This window comes from Arcanobacterium phocae (genome assembly GCF_900105865.1).
In the GTDB taxonomy this organism is placed as follows: Bacteria; Actinomycetota; Actinomycetes; order Actinomycetales; family Actinomycetaceae; genus Arcanobacterium; species Arcanobacterium phocae.
The window spans coordinates 675,946-697,590 of sequence record NZ_LT629804.1 but is presented as its reverse complement, the minus strand read 5'-3'; the positions used below and the strand labels follow the sequence as shown (position 1 = coordinate 697,590).

Annotated in this window: 18 protein-coding genes; 11 read left to right on the top strand and 7 right to left on the bottom strand. The window is 49.2% G+C overall.

Features of this window, described 5'->3' with window-relative positions:
* Window positions 1–130: 130 nt before the first annotated feature.
* The 7 genes from BLT51_RS02930 to def form a co-directional block, all read right to left on the bottom strand.
* Complete coding sequence (locus BLT51_RS02930) at window positions 131–1,105, bottom strand: sugar-binding transcriptional regulator (RefSeq protein ID WP_172801306.1); 975 nt, start codon at window positions 1,103–1,105, stop codon at window positions 131–133.
* 134 nt (window positions 1,106–1,239) lie between these two features.
* Complete coding sequence (locus tag BLT51_RS02925; protein WP_091279719.1) at window positions 1,240–3,960, bottom strand: sialidase family protein; 2,721 nt, start codon at window positions 3,958–3,960, stop codon at window positions 1,240–1,242.
* A 287-nt stretch (window positions 3,961–4,247) separates the two neighbouring features.
* Window positions 4,248–6,938 carry an SdrD B-like domain-containing protein gene (locus BLT51_RS02920; protein ID WP_157672878.1) on the bottom strand — a complete coding sequence of 897 codons (2,691 nt, stop codon included), beginning with the start codon at window positions 6,936–6,938 and terminating at the stop codon, window positions 4,248–4,250.
* Between the two features lie 244 nt (window positions 6,939–7,182).
* A complete protein-coding gene (locus BLT51_RS02915) occupies window positions 7,183–7,437 on the bottom strand; it encodes a GlsB/YeaQ/YmgE family stress response membrane protein (RefSeq protein ID WP_091279716.1) in 255 nt (84 codons plus the stop codon).
* 357 nt (window positions 7,438–7,794) lie between these two features.
* Complete coding sequence (locus BLT51_RS02910; protein ID WP_091279712.1) at window positions 7,795–10,152, bottom strand: HAD-IC family P-type ATPase; 2,358 nt, start codon at window positions 10,150–10,152, stop codon at window positions 7,795–7,797.
* A 48-nt stretch (window positions 10,153–10,200) separates the two neighbouring features.
* A complete protein-coding gene (locus tag BLT51_RS02905) occupies window positions 10,201–11,694 on the bottom strand; it encodes a DUF1846 domain-containing protein (RefSeq protein ID WP_091279709.1) in 1,494 nt (497 codons plus the stop codon).
* Between the two features lie 197 nt (window positions 11,695–11,891).
* The gene (gene def / locus BLT51_RS02900; protein WP_091279706.1) at window positions 11,892–12,563 is read right to left on the bottom strand and encodes a peptide deformylase; all 672 of its coding nucleotides are present in this window, start codon (window positions 12,561–12,563) and stop codon (window positions 11,892–11,894) included.
* Between the two features lie 69 nt (window positions 12,564–12,632).
* On the opposite strand from def, the gene BLT51_RS02895 reads away from it, so the two are divergent.
* The 11 genes from BLT51_RS02895 to BLT51_RS02845 all read left to right on the top strand — a co-directional run bounded on the left by BLT51_RS02895 (window position 12,633) and on the right by BLT51_RS02845 (window position 20,645).
* The gene (locus BLT51_RS02895) at window positions 12,633–13,625 is read left to right on the top strand and encodes an endonuclease domain-containing protein (RefSeq protein WP_091279703.1); all 993 of its coding nucleotides are present in this window, start codon (window positions 12,633–12,635) and stop codon (window positions 13,623–13,625) included.
* A 15-nt stretch (window positions 13,626–13,640) separates the two neighbouring features.
* Window positions 13,641–14,009 (top strand): hypothetical protein, encoded by a 369-nt coding sequence (locus BLT51_RS02890; protein ID WP_091279700.1) that lies wholly within the window; start codon window positions 13,641–13,643, stop codon window positions 14,007–14,009.
* Window positions 14,010–14,039: 30 nt separating this feature from the next.
* Entirely contained in the window at window positions 14,040–14,255 is a 216-nt protein-coding gene (locus BLT51_RS02885) for a hypothetical protein (RefSeq protein WP_091279697.1), read from the top strand.
* A gap of 33 nt (window positions 14,256–14,288) precedes the next feature.
* On the top strand, window positions 14,289–15,347 hold the full coding sequence (locus BLT51_RS02880; RefSeq protein WP_091279694.1) for an acyltransferase family protein: 1,059 nt from the start codon (window positions 14,289–14,291) through the stop codon (window positions 15,345–15,347).
* 350 nt (window positions 15,348–15,697) lie between these two features.
* A complete protein-coding gene (locus BLT51_RS02875) occupies window positions 15,698–16,978 on the top strand; it encodes a tyrosine-type recombinase/integrase (RefSeq protein WP_091279691.1) in 1,281 nt (426 codons plus the stop codon).
* 15 nt (window positions 16,979–16,993) lie between these two features.
* Window positions 16,994–17,326, top strand: coding sequence for a hypothetical protein (locus tag BLT51_RS02870; RefSeq protein WP_091279687.1), 333 nt, complete (start codon window positions 16,994–16,996; stop codon window positions 17,324–17,326).
* The gene (locus tag BLT51_RS02865) at window positions 17,319–18,062 is read left to right on the top strand and encodes a hypothetical protein (RefSeq protein WP_091279682.1); all 744 of its coding nucleotides are present in this window, start codon (window positions 17,319–17,321) and stop codon (window positions 18,060–18,062) included. Before BLT51_RS02870 ends, BLT51_RS02865 begins: the two co-directional genes overlap by 8 nt.
* A 162-nt stretch (window positions 18,063–18,224) precedes the next feature.
* A complete protein-coding gene (locus tag BLT51_RS02860) occupies window positions 18,225–18,407 on the top strand; it encodes a helix-turn-helix domain-containing protein (protein WP_157672877.1) in 183 nt (60 codons plus the stop codon).
* On the top strand, window positions 18,407–18,592 hold the full coding sequence (locus BLT51_RS02855) for a hypothetical protein (RefSeq protein WP_091279676.1): 186 nt from the start codon (window positions 18,407–18,409) through the stop codon (window positions 18,590–18,592). The genes BLT51_RS02860 and BLT51_RS02855 overlap by 1 nt, the downstream gene beginning before the upstream one ends.
* Window positions 18,589–18,840: a hypothetical protein gene (locus tag BLT51_RS02850; RefSeq protein ID WP_091279671.1), complete on the top strand. Its 252-nt coding sequence runs from the start codon at window positions 18,589–18,591 to the stop codon at window positions 18,838–18,840. Before BLT51_RS02855 ends, BLT51_RS02850 begins: the two co-directional genes overlap by 4 nt.
* Window positions 18,837–20,645 (top strand): AAA family ATPase, encoded by a 1,809-nt coding sequence (locus tag BLT51_RS02845; protein WP_172801305.1) that lies wholly within the window; start codon window positions 18,837–18,839, stop codon window positions 20,643–20,645. Before BLT51_RS02850 ends, BLT51_RS02845 begins: the two co-directional genes overlap by 4 nt.
* Window positions 20,646–21,645 lie beyond the last annotated feature (1,000 nt).

Genomic DNA, 21,645 nt, shown 5'->3' with positions numbered 1-21,645 from the left:
AACTTATGATGTGGATTACCTTTAATCTAGCTTTTCGATAACGAGCAGGGAACCACTACAAGTAACGATTGTTCCGCCACAAAAACGTTGCTATAGCAACGAATACTAAGTATTTTAGGCTGTATTTAAGCTATTTTTTAGAGCGTTCGTGCTTGAATGGAACATTTGTGCCGACGATATACCGGGCAGTGTGTACGTCTGTCACTAATCTATTGACGTAGCCATGTTCGAGAGCCGCTTTAACGACGTCGGCTTTCTCCGTACCCCCAGCCACAAGAATCTTTTGTTCTTTATGACGCAACTGCGGCAACGTAATTCCGACAGTGCGATTATTGAGATCCGGTAAACAAATTCGACCCTCACGATCAACAAATCGAGCACAAATATCGCCAACAGAACGCGAAAAAATAATCTCTTTTTCGTGAAGAGACAGCGGGCTCGCATTGATTAATTCCCGGTTCGTTCTTACATCACCAACCGTATAGACTGCGATACGAGCATGGACACCTGCGTCCAGCACTCGGCGTACGTGCGGAGTCTGGGTAACCCGTGTTCGCAATGGAACAGACGCCAAAAAAGTCGGCGCTGACAGGTCGTAACATCGTGCACTGAATGCAGCCGCGAATCGTTCCAGAGTGCTAGGACGTCCAGGGCGTGGTGCCGGATCAGATAATCCGCAACTGAGCTGAATGACATCGACATTCCGGCGTGGACGCGGTTCAAGATAATCCGCAACTGTACTCATCGTCCGTGAAGGAACCAACCCAATAGTGTCACCATCACGTACTAGCGAACCTACCAGGTGTGCGCCAGCCCGTCCTAGCGCATCTCGCATCGCGTCTGCTCCAGAACGTGCCGGACTCACTAAAACAGCGTCTAGCAAATGATAGCGACGTTGCAATTCAGCAACCAGTAATTCATCTTGTTCACGCGGATCAAGTACCCGCACCTCAATAAAACCTTGGGCGTTTGCATGAGCTAAAAGTTTTGACACTGTAGGCCGAGATACGTGAAGACGCTGGGCAACTTGTTCCTGATTCAACCCCGAGTAATACAATTTGGCCGCATCAAGAGATTGAATATCGCGGCTACTCAGAGGGTTCATAACTGGATAATAGAACACAACAGCCGGCAGAACAATAGATCGATGTTTTCCGCCATACATTACACCATCAAGGTAGCTGTGTCCTCGATGGCTAGGGAGCCATCGAGGACACAGTACCTACCGGTTATACACAGTTAGGAATTTGACCGCCGTCGAGCAGCTAACGAAGCAGAACCAAGGCTCAACAGGAGAACCACAATTCCTGCTGAGATGACCACCTGGGCACCGGTTTTGGCCAATACGTTTTCGTTCTTAATAGCAGCTACCTTCTGTGGCTCTTGCGGAGCTTTCTTGTTGCCAGAGACAACCGTCAGCTCAGCAGTAGCGACCACCTTCTTACCACGAGCTTCAACATGATGATTACCCACGACGAAATCCGTTGGAACATGCCATGTTATGGTAGCTATTCCTTGCGGATTTGCCTTCACAGATCCAACTACCACTGGATTCGAATGGACACTAAACGTAATCTCTTCACCCGGCTGGAAACCGGTTGCAGTGAAGACAACGTCACTACCGGGCTCAATAGAATCTGAGCTGATCGCAACAACAGGTTTCTGTTCTGGCTGGTCCGGATTCGTCTTAATCGGTGTTGCTGGCGTTAGCTTTGGTGCATCGAACGAGACTTCTGGCTTATTCTTCAGCTCCTTGATTTCCTTTTCTAACTCCTCTTTTTGCTCAACAAGAGCCTTATTCCGCTCTTCCAATTGCGATATCTTATCCTGGGCTACCTTCAGATCTGTTACCGCCTTATCGTTATCAGTTTGAAGTTCTTGCTTCTTGTTTTCTAGGTCCGCAATCTTCTTATCGAGCTTCGCGCTCTTTTCTTCAAACTTCTTAGCAAACTCAACCTTCGCTGCTTCGGCACGGGCTAGATTGGCTGTTAATTTCTTCGCATCACCTTGTGCCGTAGCTAAATCAGCTTCAAGCTTCGCAACCTTTGCTTCAGCTGCAGCTAAATCTGACTGGGCTTGCGCTTTGTCAGCTTCCAAAGTTGCTTTTTCGGCAACGAGCTTTGCATTATCAGCTTCAAGCTTCGCCTTGGTTGCTACCAACTGTGCCTTGTCAGATTCCAGTTGAGCTTTTTCTTCCGAAGCTTTCCTTAGTTCTGCGTTCTTAGCTCCCAGTTCTTTATCTTTTTGAGCTACTTGGTCGGTGAGCATAGCAGCATCCGTCTCGGCTTTAACAACATCTGATAACAGAGAAAGTTGTTGATTCAGGCCTAACCATGCAAAATCAACTTTCTTAAACATGATGGTTGTATTGTCACCTTCATACAGGATTCCAAATTCACCATCTCCAAGCGGTGTCATAGTCGAATATGACATAGCTCCAGATTTAAACAGCGGGGAATCACCCCACGTCTTGCCATCGTCGAAACTGTAGCTAACAACGCCGTCTTGCCGATTCGTTGTGCTATTCGCATGTGAGGAGAACAGTATCTTAGCTCGTGCAGAATTCATTGGGGCATCCGGGAAGGCGCGCAAAATCGATGCGTTGTTGCGCGGATCCTTCAGTCGCTGATCATTCGACTGGTCCAGAGTATAGTTCTGTCCGCCGTCGTCGGAAATAGCGTAATGGCGACCACCCCAGCCCGCTTCGTACGGACGCGAAGAAAGAAGAACACGTCCATCAGACAGCTCTACTACTTTGTTCTCATCCATCTTGGCGCCATGGCTACCGCCAACAGGGGTACCAACTTGCCACGTTTCACCGTGATCGTCAGAATACAATGAAACTGCTTGGTGCTTACCCAACTTCCAATTTCCATCATTAACAACCGTGTACTGTTGAATCAATCGCCCCTTAAACTTGCCATATTTGAGCTGGATGCCCTGTCCAGATGCTGCAAAACGCCCTGCCTGGCGTTGCCCCTCAGATACCTGCTCAGTAACCAATACTGGTTCAGACCATGTTTGCCCTTTATTATCCGACTTCGTATAGACGGTGTGGATAGCGCTGCGCTGACCTGGGTTTGTTCCTTGCTCAGAAGCCGCAATACCGGCGTCGAAACTCTTCACAAAGAAAGCAAAAATAGTACCTGTTTCTTCGTCAACAACAAAAGACGGGTCAGAATAACCATACTTTTGTGGTCCTAGTTTTCCTTGAGCAATAGTCTGGACACCACTCCAGCTCTTCCCATTATCATCTGAATATCTCATAATGATGCTGTTTGGATTTGGTGCATCTTGACAGCTCCCCGGACGGCCATCCCACGCTGCGATCAGACGCCCCTGCACCTTGGCTAATGCCGGGATCCGATGACAGGTATAGCCAAAGGATCCGGGTTTTGCCAAAAGAATATCGCGATACGGATCTTCCGGAACAGATTCTGCTTCACCTGACTTATATACCTTGACGCTCTTAGTGACTGTCACCGAACCTTCGCTTGAACTATCAGAGATCGAGTTGGCAGTGAACGTGAAATCGAGAGTTACCCAGCCACGCTCTTCATCAGCTTCAGTGACAATGTAGGAAGGAATCTCTTTGAATTGCTGTGCTCCCACCTTACAATCAAATCGCCCACCATGCTCTGCTGCCGGAAAATTAGACCAGTTGCAATTTTCTGACCCCGTAAATGTTTTTGATGATCCAACGATATGAACTTTCGTGTGGAGTCCAGATTCGAAGCGTAGCTTTGCTTCGATTTTTTCTCCCTTACTGTATGCATCACCTTTTTCTGGCGCATTCAGTATTATTTTGGCCATACCGATATTGCTTTGTGTGACGACCTGCTGCGAACCTGGGGTTAACTCTGGGGCTGATCCTTCCTCTGCTCCATAAGCCGGCAACGCTGGCAGTAGCAACAAGCCTGCAGTTGCCACAGTAGCAATGAGCTTCGAGGCAATCCTCATAATAGAACTCCTTATTTAAACACCATTGTCTTGTTCGTATATTACGTCATCCAGTCAGCAGACATCTCACAAATGCCACATGAAAGAGATTTCGCAAAATTACAGATACTGAGCAAAAACTAAATGAACATTCTTTTTTGAACACAGTTCCCACTGCAGCTCAGAAACCTAACAACCAACACAAGTTAATTAAAGGTGTTCGAGTTGCGCATTAAAAAGCGACTCCCCAAATGATTTCATTCGAGGAGTCGCTGTTCAGTTAGAAAACTGAGTTCAGATTATGGACATTAACTATCCGAACGTCCACGTCGAGCGATAGAGATGCCACCTAGTGCTATGCAACTAAGAGCAAACAACGCCAGAGAATTCAGGCCCAATCCGGTTTTGGCAAGACCAGTTCGGGCGCCTGTCGACGGCTTGTTGATCTTTGGATCAACAGGTTTAGGATCTTGCGGAGTAGGAACATCAGCCTTAGCAACTAAACCAGCATCAATATCCTTGCGATCAGCAGTCAGATCAATAACATCCGTCAAACCCTCAGACCCACGAACATCAGAATTCTTAAAACCAATCTGAACACGATCAGCCTTAACAAACTTCGTAAAGCCCTCAACAGTCAAACCCTCAGGCAACTTAGCATCAGAGTAATCAAACTTCACCCGATACTCACCCTTAGCAAGACCCTCAAACAAGTACTTACCATCCTCAAGAGTCACAACCACATAAGGCTTATCAGTACCAGGCTTAACAACCGGCTTACCAGCACCATCAAGCAAAGAAACCTTCACACCAGGAACACCAGACTCACCAGCACCCTGAAGACCATCACGATCCTTATCAAACCAAACACGATCACCCAAAGACACAACCGACTCAGCCTTAGCAACTAAACCAGCATCAATATCCTTGCGATCAGCAGTCAGATCAATAACATCCGTCAAACCCTCAGACCCACGAACATCAGAATTCTTAAAACCAATCTGAACACGATCAGCCTTAACAAACTTCGTAAAGCCCTCAACAGTCAAACCCTCAGGCAACTTAGCATCAGAGTAATCAAACTTCACCCGATACTCACCCTTAGCAAGACCCTCAAACAAGTACTTACCATCCTCAAGAGTCACAACCACATAAGGCTTATCAGTACCAGGCTTAACAACCGGCTTACCAGCACCATCAAGCAAAGAAACCTTCACACCAGGAACACCAGACTCACCAGCACCCTGAAGACCATCACGATCCTTATCAAACCAAACACGATCACCCAAAGACACGCTGGGATGTTTCGACACTGTGAATTTTAGATCTTCTACTTCACCACCGACAACTGTGTCAGTTGGGCTAGTTAATGAATCCTTATTAACTCCGTCTCGTCCCACTCGTATGCGTGCGTAGTAGTTCGTGCCTGGATCTAGATTTTTACCGCTCCAGTCAAAAGTTGCTTTCCCGTCTTCAACAGTTGCAACACGACGCTCATCGTTATCAAATTTTCCGTTGTTATTTGTGTCTACCCACGCAACGACATCTGCATTTTTGGCAGTAACTGGGATCGTCACTTTCCCATCGGTTTCAAAACCTTCTTTAAAAGCTTTCGGGTTGACGTCTTCTTCAGCGTCTCCATCTGCCGTCGCAGACTTCCCTATCGCGTTCCAATTTTTTCCGCCATCTTTTTCTGCTGACTTAGATCCAACAAAGTTACCATCATTAAATTTGACGTCTGGAGCTTGCACACCTTCGCCTTTTGGCTGCCCAGTAACTTCCCAGTTGGAGAGGATATGGCTAGCTTCCCCATAACTTTCAGGTGCATCCCCTTGATCTGTTGGCAAGAAGATTCCAGCAACAATCCCTTGTCGCGAGCCTGTTTTACCACGAGCTAAATTATTTAGTTCGACAGCAATTTCTGTCGCTCCACGCGAAACCAGAAGAGGTTGTGCTTGTGGAATCTCTTTCCAAGGTCCCGGAGTTTCAGTTAGCTCAGTATCCACCCAACCATAGGATTTATCACCGTTAGCTTGGCTCCACGCGGCACCTTTGGGAACATTAATCTCAGGATAAGGAGTTTTCCCCTTCGGAACTTCAGTTGGGACCTTTGGCTGGTCATCCACAAAATAATAGCGTGTTTTTCCTTGATACTCACCTACTAAGTCTTGAATAGCCTCCCACCCATTAGGAGAATTAGTTACCATTCCTAGATTCTCAGGAGCTCCACCTTTACGCACTACTCCATCTTCTTTTTTATCTTCAGGGAAACGCTCACCATATGGATTCGAATGCTCCTCAACCCGGATTCCCGTAGACTCGCCGTCGCTTGCAATTAAATCAAGTGGGATTCTCTTCCCGTTCAGTTTCCCCTCAACGGAAAGTGAAAATCTGTAGCCTTGATTGCCCACATTATGTGGATTATTATCAAAACGCGATGGATCTATATACTGGCTAATTAACCAATTTGTACCTTTATCACTCGGATATAAGACTCCGTCATCAAACCACTCTTTTCGTTGAGCGTGCCGACCATTTTGCGGATCTACGTCAAAGGGACGGAAAAAATCATTCCAACTAACCGTGCGCGCCCACAGACCATCATCTAGCTTTTTCCCATGCCGATCGGTGGCTTCATCATACATGGCTTGAACGTTTGTAACAGAAACCTTAACTTCTAACCCCGCCGGCAAACCGTCTGTAGACGAATAGGTGTAAAAATCTCCATCTTTAATTCTTTTTCCTGAAAAGTTCGCTTCATTGTTCTCAGTAGATTCAGTACCCCAAGAATCTTTACGATCCTCACCTGAAGCTAATTTGCCAAAGTCGAAAAAGAAAATCTCATTAGCAAATTTCGCGTTCTTATTGCTCGTAAAAGCACTTGACCCATCATCCACTGCCGCGCTCGCCACAGGCATTGCTGCCATTACGCCAGCTAGCGAAACGCTCGCAGCTAAAACTGCGCCAGCAGCTTTTTTAATATATCGGAGTTGACTCACCGATGCCCCTCTTCCCTGTCCGGACCCTCATAGCCCGCTTTGATTTTTTAGAACTACTCTCACCCTATGACATTCATTTACATACCGCAATGACTTTTTTGACATCATGTCAAGACATAAAGGACACGCACTCCTTTTACGAGACATAGTATTGCAACATTCAACAAAAACAGTCTTAAATCACATCTGATAAATGCTGGAATGTCAAGACCGTTCACCCCTAACATCCCACCCACGCCTCACATCACTTCTTCATCTGACTACCCGCATAGAATCCAATAGCGACCATGGCAGTAACAGTACAGACTACCCAGCGAATCCAGTCGATTCCAGGCGTATCAATTGGGTACCCGAAAGCAGACAGCACCAGATTACCTAGAACCACTCCCACAACACCGAGTGTAAAGGTTGCTACTACAGATAAGTTGGCCCCCTTAAAGAACTTCGCGAGAAAGCCAATCACCGCACCAAAAATAATCGTTCCGATGATATTAAACATAAAACACAACCTTTCACGGCACTCAGCTCGCCATGAGTTTTGTTGATGATAAAAGACGAGCACTACTTTCAGTCTATCTAAGGCAAAAATGTAACTCGGCTTTATCAGCTATTCGTGGAACTACATATAAGACACATATGGAAAGTGAGCGACTATCTACACGAGAGTCGCTCACTTTCACAATGACAGTCAATCAACTAGGGTCAAGGCGCACAAACCATCGAACCAATCAACTGTCAGATATTCACTTTCCGCATTCTTCAGGAGTTACACACTAAGAAGTTCCTTCAGATGTTTCTATCTAACCAGCCATCCCTCTAAAACTTATGCGCAGGGGCTGGGAATTATCTGAAAGTTTTAGTGCTGATCAACAAGTGGATCATTTCTCCATAACACCACAGGTTCTCCCAACCAATATTTCACAACCCACCACAGCAATTCGATAATCCCGGCAGCTATCAGGCCAATAACAACCGCCCACCACATAGCGCTGCTATTCGATGAATCCAGCATGAAAATATCTTGAGTAAAGCGCCACCTAAAAATAAGACCATAACCCACAAGCGGCAAAACAATCAGACCGATCTTCCACCACGACCACGGCCGCGCTACGCAAGCCAGAACCCACGTAGACGGAATAATCAAAGCCGCCAATGCCGCCGTCGAACTCTGCACAAACATCTCATCAAAGTTACCCTGCGCAACCATTACAAAAGTCGTAAACGCACTAGCACCAACGACTAAACCAGCTGGTACTGCAAACCACAGCACGCGCTGCACAAAGCCACTACGCGCCCGCTGATTATTCGGCGGCAACGAGAGCAAAAACGCCGGAACACCAATCGTAAACCATCCCGTAATAGTCACATGGATCGGCTGGAACGGAAACGGCACGGCCGAAATGATCACCAACATAGCCAGCACTGCTGAATAAATAGTTTTGGTCAAAAATAGGTTAGCAACCCGCTCGATATTGCCAATCACCCGGCGCCCCTCAGCAACCACATACGGCAAAGTTGCAAACTTATCGTCAAGTAACACAATTTTGGCAACCGACCGAGTAGCAGGCGATCCCGAACCCATCGCCACCCCGATGTCGGCATCCTTCAACGCCAACACATCATTCACACCATCACCAGTCATCGCCACCGTATGCCCGGCCTGCTGCAACGAACCAACCATTTTCCGCTTCTGATCCGGTGTCACCCGACCAAAGACAAGATGGTCTGCCACCTGCTGGTCAAAATCATCAGCCGTCAACGTGCGTGCATCAACCGTTTGCCCGGCATCCATACCAAGCTTGCGAGTCACAGCCCCAACCGACGCCGCATTATCACCCGAAATAACCTTGACCGTAACATCCTGCTCCGCAAAATATGCCAGCGTATCAGCAGCATCCGGACGAACCTTCTGCTCTAGCACAACAAGTCCTACTGGTTCGACGTCGGACAGCTGCGTATCGTCATTCACCCGCTGATCGGTGCGGGCCAACATGACAACTCGTAAGCCCGAAGCACCCAGCTCCTCTGCCGCGTGCGCAGCTGACGTACCACCCGCCAGCACATCAGCAGCACCCAGCAGCCAACTACCGTGACCGTCAAAAGACACACCCGACCACTTCGTTGCCGACGTAAACGCATGGCGGCTCGCCACCATCCACGGTTTCTCAACATCTCCACACGCCTGCGCGATTGCTTTCATCGTCGAATTAGGATCCCGATCCGCTGCCGCCAACTGAGCTAACGCCTCCCGAGCAGCCGGCGCATCGCCGTCGTCGAACACTCGCAACGACTCAAAAACCATCCGGTTCTCCGTCAACGTACCCGTCTTATCCGCACACACCACGTCAACGCGAGCCAACCCCTCGATCGCCGGCAACTCCTGGACCAAGCACTGACGCTTACCCAACCGGATAACGCCCAGCGCAAACGCCGTCGAGGTAATCAGAACCAACCCCTCTGGAACCATCGGAACTAGTGCGCCGGTAATCTTCAAAATCACTTGATCCCAAGCGCTCGTCCCCTGCGAAACCTGCGAATAAATAATGAGAATCCCAACCGGAATCAGCACCCAGGTAATGTACTTCAGAATCGAATTAATTCCCGCCTGCAACTCCGATTTCGCCAACGTAAACCGTGAAGCCTCCGCCGTTAAGCGCGCCGCATACGAATCCGCGCCGACCTTACTCACCCGATAAGCGCCCGTCCCCGACACCACGAACGAGCCCGACAAAATCTCATCGCCCGGTGCCTTACGCACCGCATCCGACTCGCCCGTCAACATCGACTCATCAACACTCAACCCATCAGAATCAACAACCTCGCCGTCCACCACAATCTGACATCCAGCACGCAACGCAACCACATCATCAAGAACCAGCTCCTCTTGAGCCACCTCAACAATCTTCCCGTCACGCCACACCTGAGGCCGCTCTTCACCGATCAAGGAGAGGGAATCCAACGTCCGTTTAGCACGCAACTCTTGAACAATACCGATCCCAGAATTCACCACGATCAGCAAACCAAAAGCCGCATTGATAATCGAGCCAGTCGTCATCACCATCACGAACAACACCGTCAAAATAGCGTTAATCCGCGTAAAAACATTCGACCGAACAATATCAGCCACAGTCTTACCCGTGCGCGGTGGCAACGTATTCACCCGGCCATCCGCACAACGCTCAGCAACCTGCTCGCTCGACAAACCAACCGACATGATTCCCTCTCCCTTCAACCGATTACTTCAACCGTCTACTTCAACCGTCTACTTCTTCTGGTACAACGACTTGCGCTGGAAAACCGGCTCCGTCGTCACATACACACCCAAGTTTCGGAAAATAGTTTCATCAACCGAACCCAAAATCGTTGTCACATGAACATTGCAATGCTTCAGATTCTTCAACTGCGCCATCGCATTACGCGCATCCTGGCTCGTACCTGCAGACACACTCAACGCAATCAACACCTCATCGGTGTGCAGCCGCGGATTACGCGAACCCAAATGCTCCGTCTTCAGCGCCTGAATCGGCTCAATCGACTGCGGCGACAGCAGCAACGCATCCTGATCGATCCCCGCCAGATGCTTCAGCGCATTCAGCAACATTCCTGCCGAGCATCCCAATAATGGGGTGGTCTTACCAGTAATGATCGTACCATCAGGCAATTCGATTGCCGACGCCGGACCGCCAGTTTCCTGCGCCCGCTTCAGTGCTGGCGCAACCACCTTCCGATCCGCCGTCGTCACCCCAGCCTTACGCATAATATGACGAACGCGATCCGACAAAGTCGAATCCAACGCTTCCTTACGTTCCTCAACTCGAGCCTGGTAATAACGACGAATAATCTCCTGACGCGACGCCTCCCGGACAGCTTCGTCATCCGAAATGCAGTAACCAGCCATGTTGACGCCCATGTCGGTAGGGCTCTTATACGGCGACTCACCCGCAATCCGTTGCAACAACGTGTGCAACAACGGGAACACATCAATATCGCGGTTATACGAAGAAACCGATTCGCCATAGGCTTCCAGATGGAACGGATCAATCAAATTCGCATCATCCAAATCCACAGTAGCGGCCTCATAAGCCAAATTCACCGGATGATCGAGCGGAATATTCCAAATCGGGAACGTCTCAAACTTGGCATAACCAGCCTTCACGCCACGCTTAGCCTCATGGTAAATCTGTGACAAACAAGTAGCCAACTTGCCAGAACCCGGCCCCGGAGCCGTCACAACAACCAAATCACGTGACGTCTGAACATAATCGTTCTTGCCCAAACCCTCATCCGAAGCAATCACATCAACATTTGACGGATAGCCCGGAATAATCCGGTGACGAGCCACCCGCACGCCCATCCGCTCCAAACGCTGCATGAACGTCACCGCGAGCGCATTCGACTCCTCAAACTGAGTCATCACCACATTTTCCACCAAGAACCCACGCTCTCGGAAAATATCAATCAACCGCAACACATCTTCGTCGTACGTAATCCCCACGTCCGACCGCATCTTCTGCCGCTGCAAATCCTTCGCATTCAAGCAGACAACAATCTCCACCTCATCGGCAATCTGCTCCAACATGACGATCTTGTTATCCGGAGTAAACCCAGGCAAAACTCGCGATGCATGGTTATCATCGAAAAGCTTCCCGCCCATCTCCAAATATAGTTTGCCGCCAATCTTTGCGCGACGCTCCACAATATGCTTGGACTGCATCTCGATGTACTTTTCACGGTCAAACCCAATATGGAAGCCCATGCTCTAACTCCTTCACGTTCGTGGGCCCGAAGCCCCTGCCTATTTCAGCGGTCTGACTGGATAACTGCGTTATATCAGCAAGCCGCCAGAATAAGGAAAAGCTCCCTGCAGAAATCCACGAGAATAACCTCGAACGACTTCTAGGGAGCCCAACAACGGAGCTTACGCGCCGATGCCTTTCCTCGTCAAATGCTTACTCATTTTGATAAACCGAAGCTCGCCCCTTTGTCAGGTTGCTGCGGCTCATCTTTAATATCCGCAAAATACTTCGACATCTCATCCAGGTGTGCTAATTCTTCCGCGCTTGCCTCATATAGTTCGTCTTCACCAGGCATCCACACAATACCGGGGACGTTCCACTTCTCGCGCTTCATCACTTTTTCTACTTGGTGAGCCGGTTTACCAGTGAGGCGATCAACATAAATACGGCCCTTGAGATGGTCATACTCGTGCTGCAAAATGCGGGCGAACCAGCCGGTTGCTTCGAGGTCGTACCACTTGCCTTTTTCGTCTTGAGCATGCAAGACTGCGCGTGGCGAGCGGCGCAGGCCGTACTGGTAGCCAGGGAAGGATAGGCATCCTTCTTCATCTGAAACAGTTGGTTCTAGAACATCAACTGGCTCAATCAAGAGCGAAGGGTTGATGGCCACACCACGTTTCGGGCCAGTATGTTCTGGACCGTCATACATCCATACAAACATTGCCAGATCAAGGCCGATCTGCGGAGCGGCCAAACCTACGCCTGGAGCAACTTCGCATGTTTCGAACATATCTTCAGCCAAGGTGGCAAGTTTGCTGTCAAAAATCTTTACTTCTGCGCTGGTTTTATGGAGAACCGGCGAACCGTAGACGTGAATTGGATAAAGCATACCTATAGCCTACGGGATTGTGGGCGCGGATGTGGGCTAAACCCGGCAATAGCGCAAACCTCGGCGTATATGGCCTCGGTTTGCACTATTGCCGAGTTTGCTCGACGCCAGCCGACTTATCCACAACTGTGGACTGCTCGCGATGCCTTGTTGCCTATATCTGGCACCCTAGAAAACATGGAAAAACAGGTATTTCGCCGTTGGCAGCTGCCCGCTCCGTTGAATACCAGCGAGCGCAAACTTCGCCGTGCCGTGGAGCAAGGCGTTCTTGTTCGGCTTAAACACCGCTGGTATGCCGTTGCACAGACAGACAGACTAGCAGTTACCGCTGCCAACTCCGGAATGCTTATCGGTTGTTGCACCGCTGCCCGCAAGTGGGGATTATGGGTTCCGTTCGAGAAAACTCCACATCTTATCGGCGATCGAAAATCGTGCCAACAGGCTATTGCCGGAGCGATCATTCACCGTGCACTCGATGGATATGGGCGTCTAGGGGTGCACTATCCGCCATGTAAAGCCCCGCACATCGTATGTTCGTTGATCGAAGCGTTGGAACAGATCGTTCACTACCACGATGCAGAAACCGGGTTGATAGTTCTCGAGTCTGCATTAAACCAACGCAAAATCGATTTGGTCACGGCGGATCAGATTATTAGTAGTGCCCAAAAACGCAAGCAGCCTATTCTCCGGCGCCGAATCAGCACTGCCCAATCCGGTAGCGAAACACGAGTCCGAAATTTTCTACAGTCACTGGGCGTCATGGTCCATGCCCAAAAAGTTATTCCGGGAGTGGGACGAGTAGATCTGCTGGTTGGTCGTTCGCTCGTTATCGAATGTGACAGTACTACGTTCCACAGCGAACCCCTTAATGTCAATGAAGATCGGCGCCGGGATGCCCAACAAGTTCAGCTCGGCTACACCGTTGTGCGACTGAGCTATCACCAGGTTTGGCTAGATTGGGAGGCAACACAGGCCTATATTCAAGCTGTTTTGCACACCCAAAACCACCTCAAACCGCCGCGTCCATTGAGGATGCCGATTAATAGACGCGGCTTCCGGTAGCTAAACCCGGCAATAGTGCAAATCAAGGCCATATTCGCCGAGGTTTGCGCTATTGCCGGGTTTACTCGACGCTCACCGCAGCCCGAAAAGAGCACTCTACCCGAGTCAGAACCACACTCTGAGCCTGCCCAGCAACGCCAGAAAATGCTAGAAACTGCTCCTCTCAAACGCTTTTTCCTTCCTATCCTTATCGGACTAGGCAAAGTTGGGTGGGCGTGGATTGTGCTCCTTGTACTTCCGATTATCGAAGCGTTCTTTCACCCCTACTGGGATGCCACAAAATCTTTCTTACAGTGGTTCTTCTATCCTGTCATTTGGCTATGGCAATCATTTTGGTGGCTAGTTGGCACGCTCCTATCGCCAATCGGCTGGTTACTGAGCTAGATCTGGAAACCAATATCGTACGTATTAGCCATGCTCTGGGCTCCAATCGTCAAGTTTTTCCGTTGGCTCAGCTCCTTCCTTCCCGATCTCCCCGATCTCCCGGAGCTCCCAGACTGGCTATCATGGCTCGTTACTCATCCAAAACTATGGCTTCCTGTGCTAGCCGGAGTGAGTGCCGGAATCATTGCGATTATCCGCAACCGCCGAGCTAAGAAACGACGCGACAATACCGACTCTCCCGAGTGACGTTTCCTGCCAATCGTCGTTTAGGCTAGGTGCGTGAATATTTTTCTTGTTGCTTTACTAGCGGTAACGGTTTTTCGGGCGCGGATTATGCACCAACCGGATGTGGAGTCCTATATTTCTCATGCTCACACAACGCGCATTAATGGCCTGTTTATTTTGATTGTTTTTTATGCACATGTGCGCACCTATATTCCGGTTGATCCGCACGCAGATAGCTGGATGCTTGGTTTAGCAACGGGTTTGGGTCAGCTCATGGTGGCTTTGTTTTTGTTTTATTCCGGGTTCGGGGTGCATGAGTCTATCCGCCGCAAGCCAGGATATGTTCAGTCGATTCCGGTGAAGCGGTTTGGGGTAACTTGGGTTAATTTCGCGTGTGTGGTAGCAATTTATGCTCTCGTTGGTTTGCTATTGGGTCGGGATTTTACCCTGGCACAGGTTGTGTTGGCATTTACTGGTTGGACGAGTGTTGGCAATTCGGCGTGGTATATTTTTGCGATTTTGGTGTTGTATGCGCTGACGTTCGTGGTTTATTCGCTGGTGGGTTCGTGCCCGCATCTTGCGCTCGCTGCAATGTTTGCGGTGACGCTCGCTTTTAGTCTGCTCATGTGGTGGGCGAAGGATTTTTCGGCCACGTATTCATACAATACGGCGCTGTGCTATCCGTTGGGTATGGCTTGGTCGGCTTATCGTGCCCCAGTCGAGGAGTGGTTGCGCGGTGCTCATTCTTGGCGGCGTTGGTTGTTTTTATTGGTGACGACGACGGCGGGCTTCGTCGTCGTTAACAATTATGCCGGAATGCATTATTTGGTTTTTCAGATGGCGGCACTGTGGTATTGCGCAGTAGCAGTGTTGGTGACGATGGTGGTTCATCTGGACAGCCCGGTGTTGGCGTGGTGTGGCCGGAATCTGTTTTGGATTTATGTGCTGCAGCGGCTGCCGATGATGGTGCTGACGTCTGCCGGGTGGGCGGAATACCGCTATGTGTTTGTGGTGGTATCGCTGATGGTGACTGTTGGGCTGACGATTGTGATGTCCCGGTTGATGCGACCAGTGCTGCGGCGAATCGTAGGTGTAGGCAAAACACGGCAATAGCGCAAACCAAGGCCATATACGTCTAGGTTTGCGCTATTGCCGAGATTCGGCGACGCTGCCCCGCGTACAGCGACTGGAAAACTAGTCCTGCGTACAGTATGCAAATCCCTAAAAAGAAACCCCGGGAACCAACTTTTCGTTGATATCCCGGGGATTCCTATGGCGGTAGCGGAGGGATTTGAACCCTCGCGTACGCCTTTTTGGCCGGCTTGAGTTTTCAACGTTTTCCCGTGTTTTCGTTGATGTAGCAATAATTTATCTTATTTAGCTATTACTCTCATTTACCCTGTAGTACCATTAAATTATATTGTTTCGCTACTCAATGGCTACTCAGCTTTAAGGGGCATTAAATGGCTAGAGCTCAAGCATTTGGAGACACTCCAAAAACGAAAAACGGCAAATATAGAGCCCGATATATACACCCAAATCAGCCCTACAAGACTGACGGCAAACGCAACTACATTAACGCTCCCACCACATTCACTACCAAGACCGCGGCGCGCTCATGGCTCGCACAAGTAAAGGCGGACATAGAACGCGGCGTATGGAAGTCCCCCGAACAGCTAGACCGCGAGCGCGTAGAGGCTGAACGTCGGGCGCGGGCAGAGGCATATACGTTTGGGGAGTATGTGCGTGATTCTTGGTTGCCTACCCGTGCTTGGAAGTATTCAACCCGGCGTGCTGAAGAAGCGCGCATGGATAACCATGTGTTGCCCCGGTGGGGTAATGTGCCGTTAAAACAGATCACAACGTTAGATATACGGCAATGGTTAAGCGTACTTAGTCCCGGTAGTCCCGGCGCGCGTAAAAAGTCTTATGAGCTGTTCCGTAGCGTGATTCTTACGGCGTTTGATGATGAATTACTTGACCATAACCCGTGTACTCGCGGGTTATTGGGGAAAGTAAAAGCCCCTGAGTGTGCTAAGCCAGGTAAAGGCCATGAGCGTTCGCAGCGGGCTATTACATGGGCACAATTAGAGGCTATAGCCGATGAAGTACCCCAATATATGTCATTGTTAGTGCGGTTGTCTGGCCTGTTAGGTCTGAGGTCTGGTGAAGCGCGTGCGCTTACTGGCGGGGATTGTATTCTCTACAAAGATAAAGACGGCGTTGAGCGTATGCAGATTTCTATTAACAAGGCCATTAGTGGGCAGGGCGAAAACTTACGATTGGATACCCCTAAGACTGCTAGCGGTGTTCGCGTGCTGGAAGTGCCAACCGTGCTAGTTCCTGAGATGAAAGAACGCGCACAACAAGTTGGGCTAAACGGGATCATGTTTCATGCGTCTACGAATAGGCGGGCATACTTGCCTGAGTCCACTTATCAGATCAACTTAAAGCGCGCCGCTAAACGTGTGGGTATTGAGAGTTTCTCACCGCATGATTTCCGTCGTACAGCGATCACAAACATGCTTGATATTGATATACCGCAATACAAGGTACAAGCCATTGTTGGACATACAACCCCACACATGACGTTGCGTTATGCCAAGGCCACGCAAGAGCGTAACGCACAGGCGGTGGATCAGATTAACAGCGCGTTTGAATCGGCAAAGAATATCCCCTCACTCGACGCTAAACGCAGAGAACACGAAAACCAGAACAACACCACAAGCCAGCAGGCTAAATGAGAAAGGAACTCTACTATGACGACGACAGAACCAACACAACCACGCGAAGAACTACGCGCACTACTGCCAGATAACCTTGACGAATATAACTACAATGCTGACACCCGTTGTCCTGACGGTCACGCATACAGTGTTTGCGGGCTTAAATATTTTGGCCTCATTGCCTTAGGGTATGTGGCACACGCAAGCGGTAACGGCGGGGAGCTATGCCCCGTGGATATCACAATAGACAATGGGGAAAGTTTAGATGGCGACTATTTAGTGAAACATGCTGAGGACGTTTCACAGGCCGCTATGTTCCTCAAGGCCACAACAGGAGCGCGCGTGAGGAGACAGCGCGATGTTTGAGTTCAATAACTTTCAAGAACTGATAGAAGAAGCATTTCTAGAAGACATAGACCGTTATGCAACCACGGCAGATGACTGGAAAAAATCTGGAGGAATTGCCATATTTTGCAATGCGAAACGTAGTTTCCACTCCAAAAAGGAAAAAAGATGGCTAGCACTATTTTCCCCAGTGTCTCTCGAACCAAAAACATGGGGAACTGTTTTACTGCCACGCAAACGAGAATACGAAGAGACTATCAAGAGAGTTCTACTGGACAATATTCCTTACGATATTGCGGCTGATTTTGTTTTAAAAAAAGTCGAAAGATCAGCCTATGGGGAGGACGACACGACCATATTCATAAGCGATAGTTATCATGATGTAGATTATGACATTCCTTTATCCGAAGCCCTAGATGTTGGCCTTGTAGATGAAAACGACCTAGCCTCTGAAACGGGAGACAATATCATCGGCATTACGCCAGCAAAATTCTATAATCCTAGAATTATAACCCCCGCGGATATCGCATTAGAGCCTGAGCTTACCAACTTGTCTCAATTTTTCAACGGCGTTTTACCCCAAAAACATGCTGGACGTTGGGTGTACGAATTAAATTGCCCATGCAGGCGCAGATACAGAGCAATAAGCGATGAAGAACTCTCCCCTGTACTTGACCAGTTGAAAGAGCACAATATTACAGAGATAAGCGCTAGTAGCTTGATTAAAGCTATTGATCTCAACAAACAGATTATTTGATGTACATTCACACGTTTTGATACTATTTTAGCTAGTGGTGACATGGTGCCTGATATGTAGGCGGCGCGAACACCACACAGGCAAAACTTGTCTGTGTCGAAAGCCGGTTAACGTACCGGAGGATTAACCGCGCCTAATTCCGCAATGCCGAAAGGCATACCAATGGAAAACATTAGCCAAAAGAAACTCTACACACTCCACGAAGCCGCTCAAGTATTAGGCATAGCAGTCCCAACTTTACGCAAATGGGAATACGCCGGGAAAATTAAAGCAACACGCCTAGGCCGCCGCGTCATGATCAGTGACACCACCCTCAACACCATCATTGATGAGGGGGTGAACTAATGAGACTAGTACCCAACACAGACACCACGCGTGAAATCGCCTCAGTAACCGCGAGCGCGCAAGGCGCAACCCTAGAAGTCGATAACCAGCAGATGGTTTTAACGTGGGAACAAGCCCAAGCCGTCTATAACATGTTGGCTGACCTACTGCCTGACTATCTGGTAATGGGTGGTGATGTGGCATGAAAAAAGACCATCTAGGGGGTGCTAAACGGTCTACCAATATTCTACCTCATGCGCTCGCAAATAATGCACCTATAGACCCAACACGTAAGCCTCATGGGTTGGTTGCGATCACGTCTAACCAGTACGCGCCGATAAGGGTGCGGGTCAATGGTGTCGTCGTCGATCTTGACCCGGCCACCGGGCGCAGCCTTGGACACGCACTATTAGACGCGGTAGCCACATGGTATGGGTTGGAGGTGCAGGCATGAGCGCTAGTAATGACATGCTTGAGCACCTGAAAGACGTTGAACAGGGTTTAATAGGTGCGGCTTTATCGAGTGGCAACTGGAAACACTTACATGAGGTTCAACCGCAATGGTTCAACGATCCACGACACCAACATATCTGGCACGTGTTCAGTGAGCTAGATCAGTCTGGTACACAGTTCGACAATGTAACCTCATGGCCGATCATTGAAACTATCAACGAACAAGACCGCAGGGGAATCAACCGAGCCTATATAGGCGATTGTGTTCACAAGGAGCCCGCAGCTTCGCTTATCCCTGATTATATAAAGCAACTCAAAGACGCTTATGTTGATAAGGAACTTGGTAGCCGCATAGAGCGGTTAAGTCAGTTACGCGATGGTAAGGCAGACCGTGATGTGATTCTTAGTGAGATAGAGGCAACTAAACAGTTCCTTAACACCGAATCTTCCACTAAAGGAACTAGCAAGCGTCTTGTCCTGACCCCTTACAGCCAGATAGAAGAAGAACCAAGCTACATGCTGTGGGAGGGATACATACCCGCAAGATCAATAACCATGCTCGGAGGTGGTGGCGGTAGTGGTAAAACCACGCTAGCGCTACAAATAGCCGCACAAGTCATTAAAGGCACTCTAGAGGGTGACTACTATGGCAAACCCGGGAAAGTTGCCTATCTTGGACTAGACGACTCTAAAGAATCCATTACCCGGCCGCGAGCGCGCGCCGCTGGTATAGACCTGAACGAGTTTTACGACATGAGCGCTAGAGACGGGGATAAGGAATTAACCGCAACTAGCGTGATTGATGTTCTCGGAGACCTTAAAGACACGGGCGTGACCCTTGTTATTCTCGATCCCGTTAGTGCATTATTCCAAGGCGATAACGATAACCCTCTACAAGTGGAACGGTTCGTACAAGGATTGACCCGTGTTGCTGAGCAAACCGGTGTCACATTCTTGTGTTTAAGTCACGTGAAAAAAGGCGGCGGGCGCGGCGCAGACGCACTATTGGGCTCAACTAAATGGCGTGACAGTTCCCGCAGTCTTTTGTTAATGGCTAAAAAACCCGATGCTAAAGAATCTGTAATGTCGGTAATAAAGTTTAACCACGGAGAAGCCGGTAAGCACAGGTTGTATATGTTCGATTCAGTACCCTTAACTATCGCAGGGGTACAACAAAAAGATATGGGGACATTGCGCTACGTTGGAGAATCTGACGTGTCTGCTGAGGCAGTAACCAACTACTCTCCATCATCTTACGAAGACGCTCAGGAGACAGAGGACAAAGCCCAATGGCTATTAGAACAATTCACCGGGCAAACCACGTCTATAAAAGATAGGGAATTGCACGACAAGTTTAAGGCGGCAGGCCTAGGGTCTAAGTCTACATACCAGCGTGCTAAGAATAGAGCCGGTCTAATAACTGAACGTGTGAAAGGTTTTCAAGGCGGTTCTATCGTTTACGCGCCCGGGCATGTTCCCCCAAGCATGGACACGGAAGACACTATTAAGGTCACGCAGTCCGCTCAACGTGACCACGGTGACCACAATGGGGAAACAGTTGCCACTTTTCCGCACTCTAGCAACGTTTCTGCAATGCGGTCACATTCAGGTCAAACAAGCCCTAATGACCACATTGTGACCACAATGACAAAACCGCTTGATAGCAACGAAAACAAGCCGTTAGAACCCCATTCAGGTCACACGTCACCCAGCGAGCAAGCCAGTGACCACAAAGCCACATGCCCACGGCATGGGACGGTACTGGACCATGAGGGAGGGTGCGATCAATGCAAAGAAGAACTATAACCGGTGATGGGCACACCTACCCCATCACCGGTTACTGGTGTAGCTGGTGTGGACTACCACGCGTCCACCTCAAAGGCTTAACTCTCCACCCGTGGTGTCAATGGGAACGAGAACAAATCCAACATCACCAACAGGCTACCTAAACAAACAAAAGGCCGGGGAGCCAGTCACACGCGCACAGGTTCCCCGGCCACCCACAAACCGCTCACCCTTGAACCTAGGCACAATCGTTGACGCTACGCCATAAACCCGCCACGCTTAATAAAAAACAGAACTTTGACCGCTCGCTCGCACAGAGCCACTATCCGGCGGTTAAACACAAAACAAGCAAGGGAGTCATCCCCCACCCTAACCATGTGTTTATGGCATGAAAACAGCTATCTAAACGCACTTATTCCCATGCGCTCAAACAGCTACAGCAACGCTTAAACAGCGCCCTACCACCACAAAACAAGTAAACAACATACCGCGAGCGCCCAGCCTTGTAACGATTAAAACGTTGATATTGCAACGATCTCCCACCATTTGAAGCGTGTTTGGTATAAAAAACAGCGTTCCATCGAAGCTAGCTCAAATTATGTTGCTATCCGGCGGTTATGCACAGACCCGGCAGGGAGGGAGTACCCGCCCCCCCACATGAGTGTGTTTGTGGAAAAAATAGTGGGGAGAGATATCGCTATGACCCGTGGAGCGACAAACACAGGCAGGGAGGGGATACAGCCCCCTAAGTTCATTAGCCCACAGCAGGCATACACCGCAGACACACAACGAGATAACAGTGTATGAGTGAACCTATGGACAATGAAGCATTACTAAACATGAACCTGATCGAGTTCCTCACGTGGTGTGAACAAAACCAGTACGACCCGACCGAGATACTTACACGCCTTAGCAATACAGCCAACTAGCAACAGTATTCACACATTAACCGTACAACAGTGCCCACAGCACGCCACACACGTGAATTACACGCACTAACAATGTTTGCCAACAAAGATAG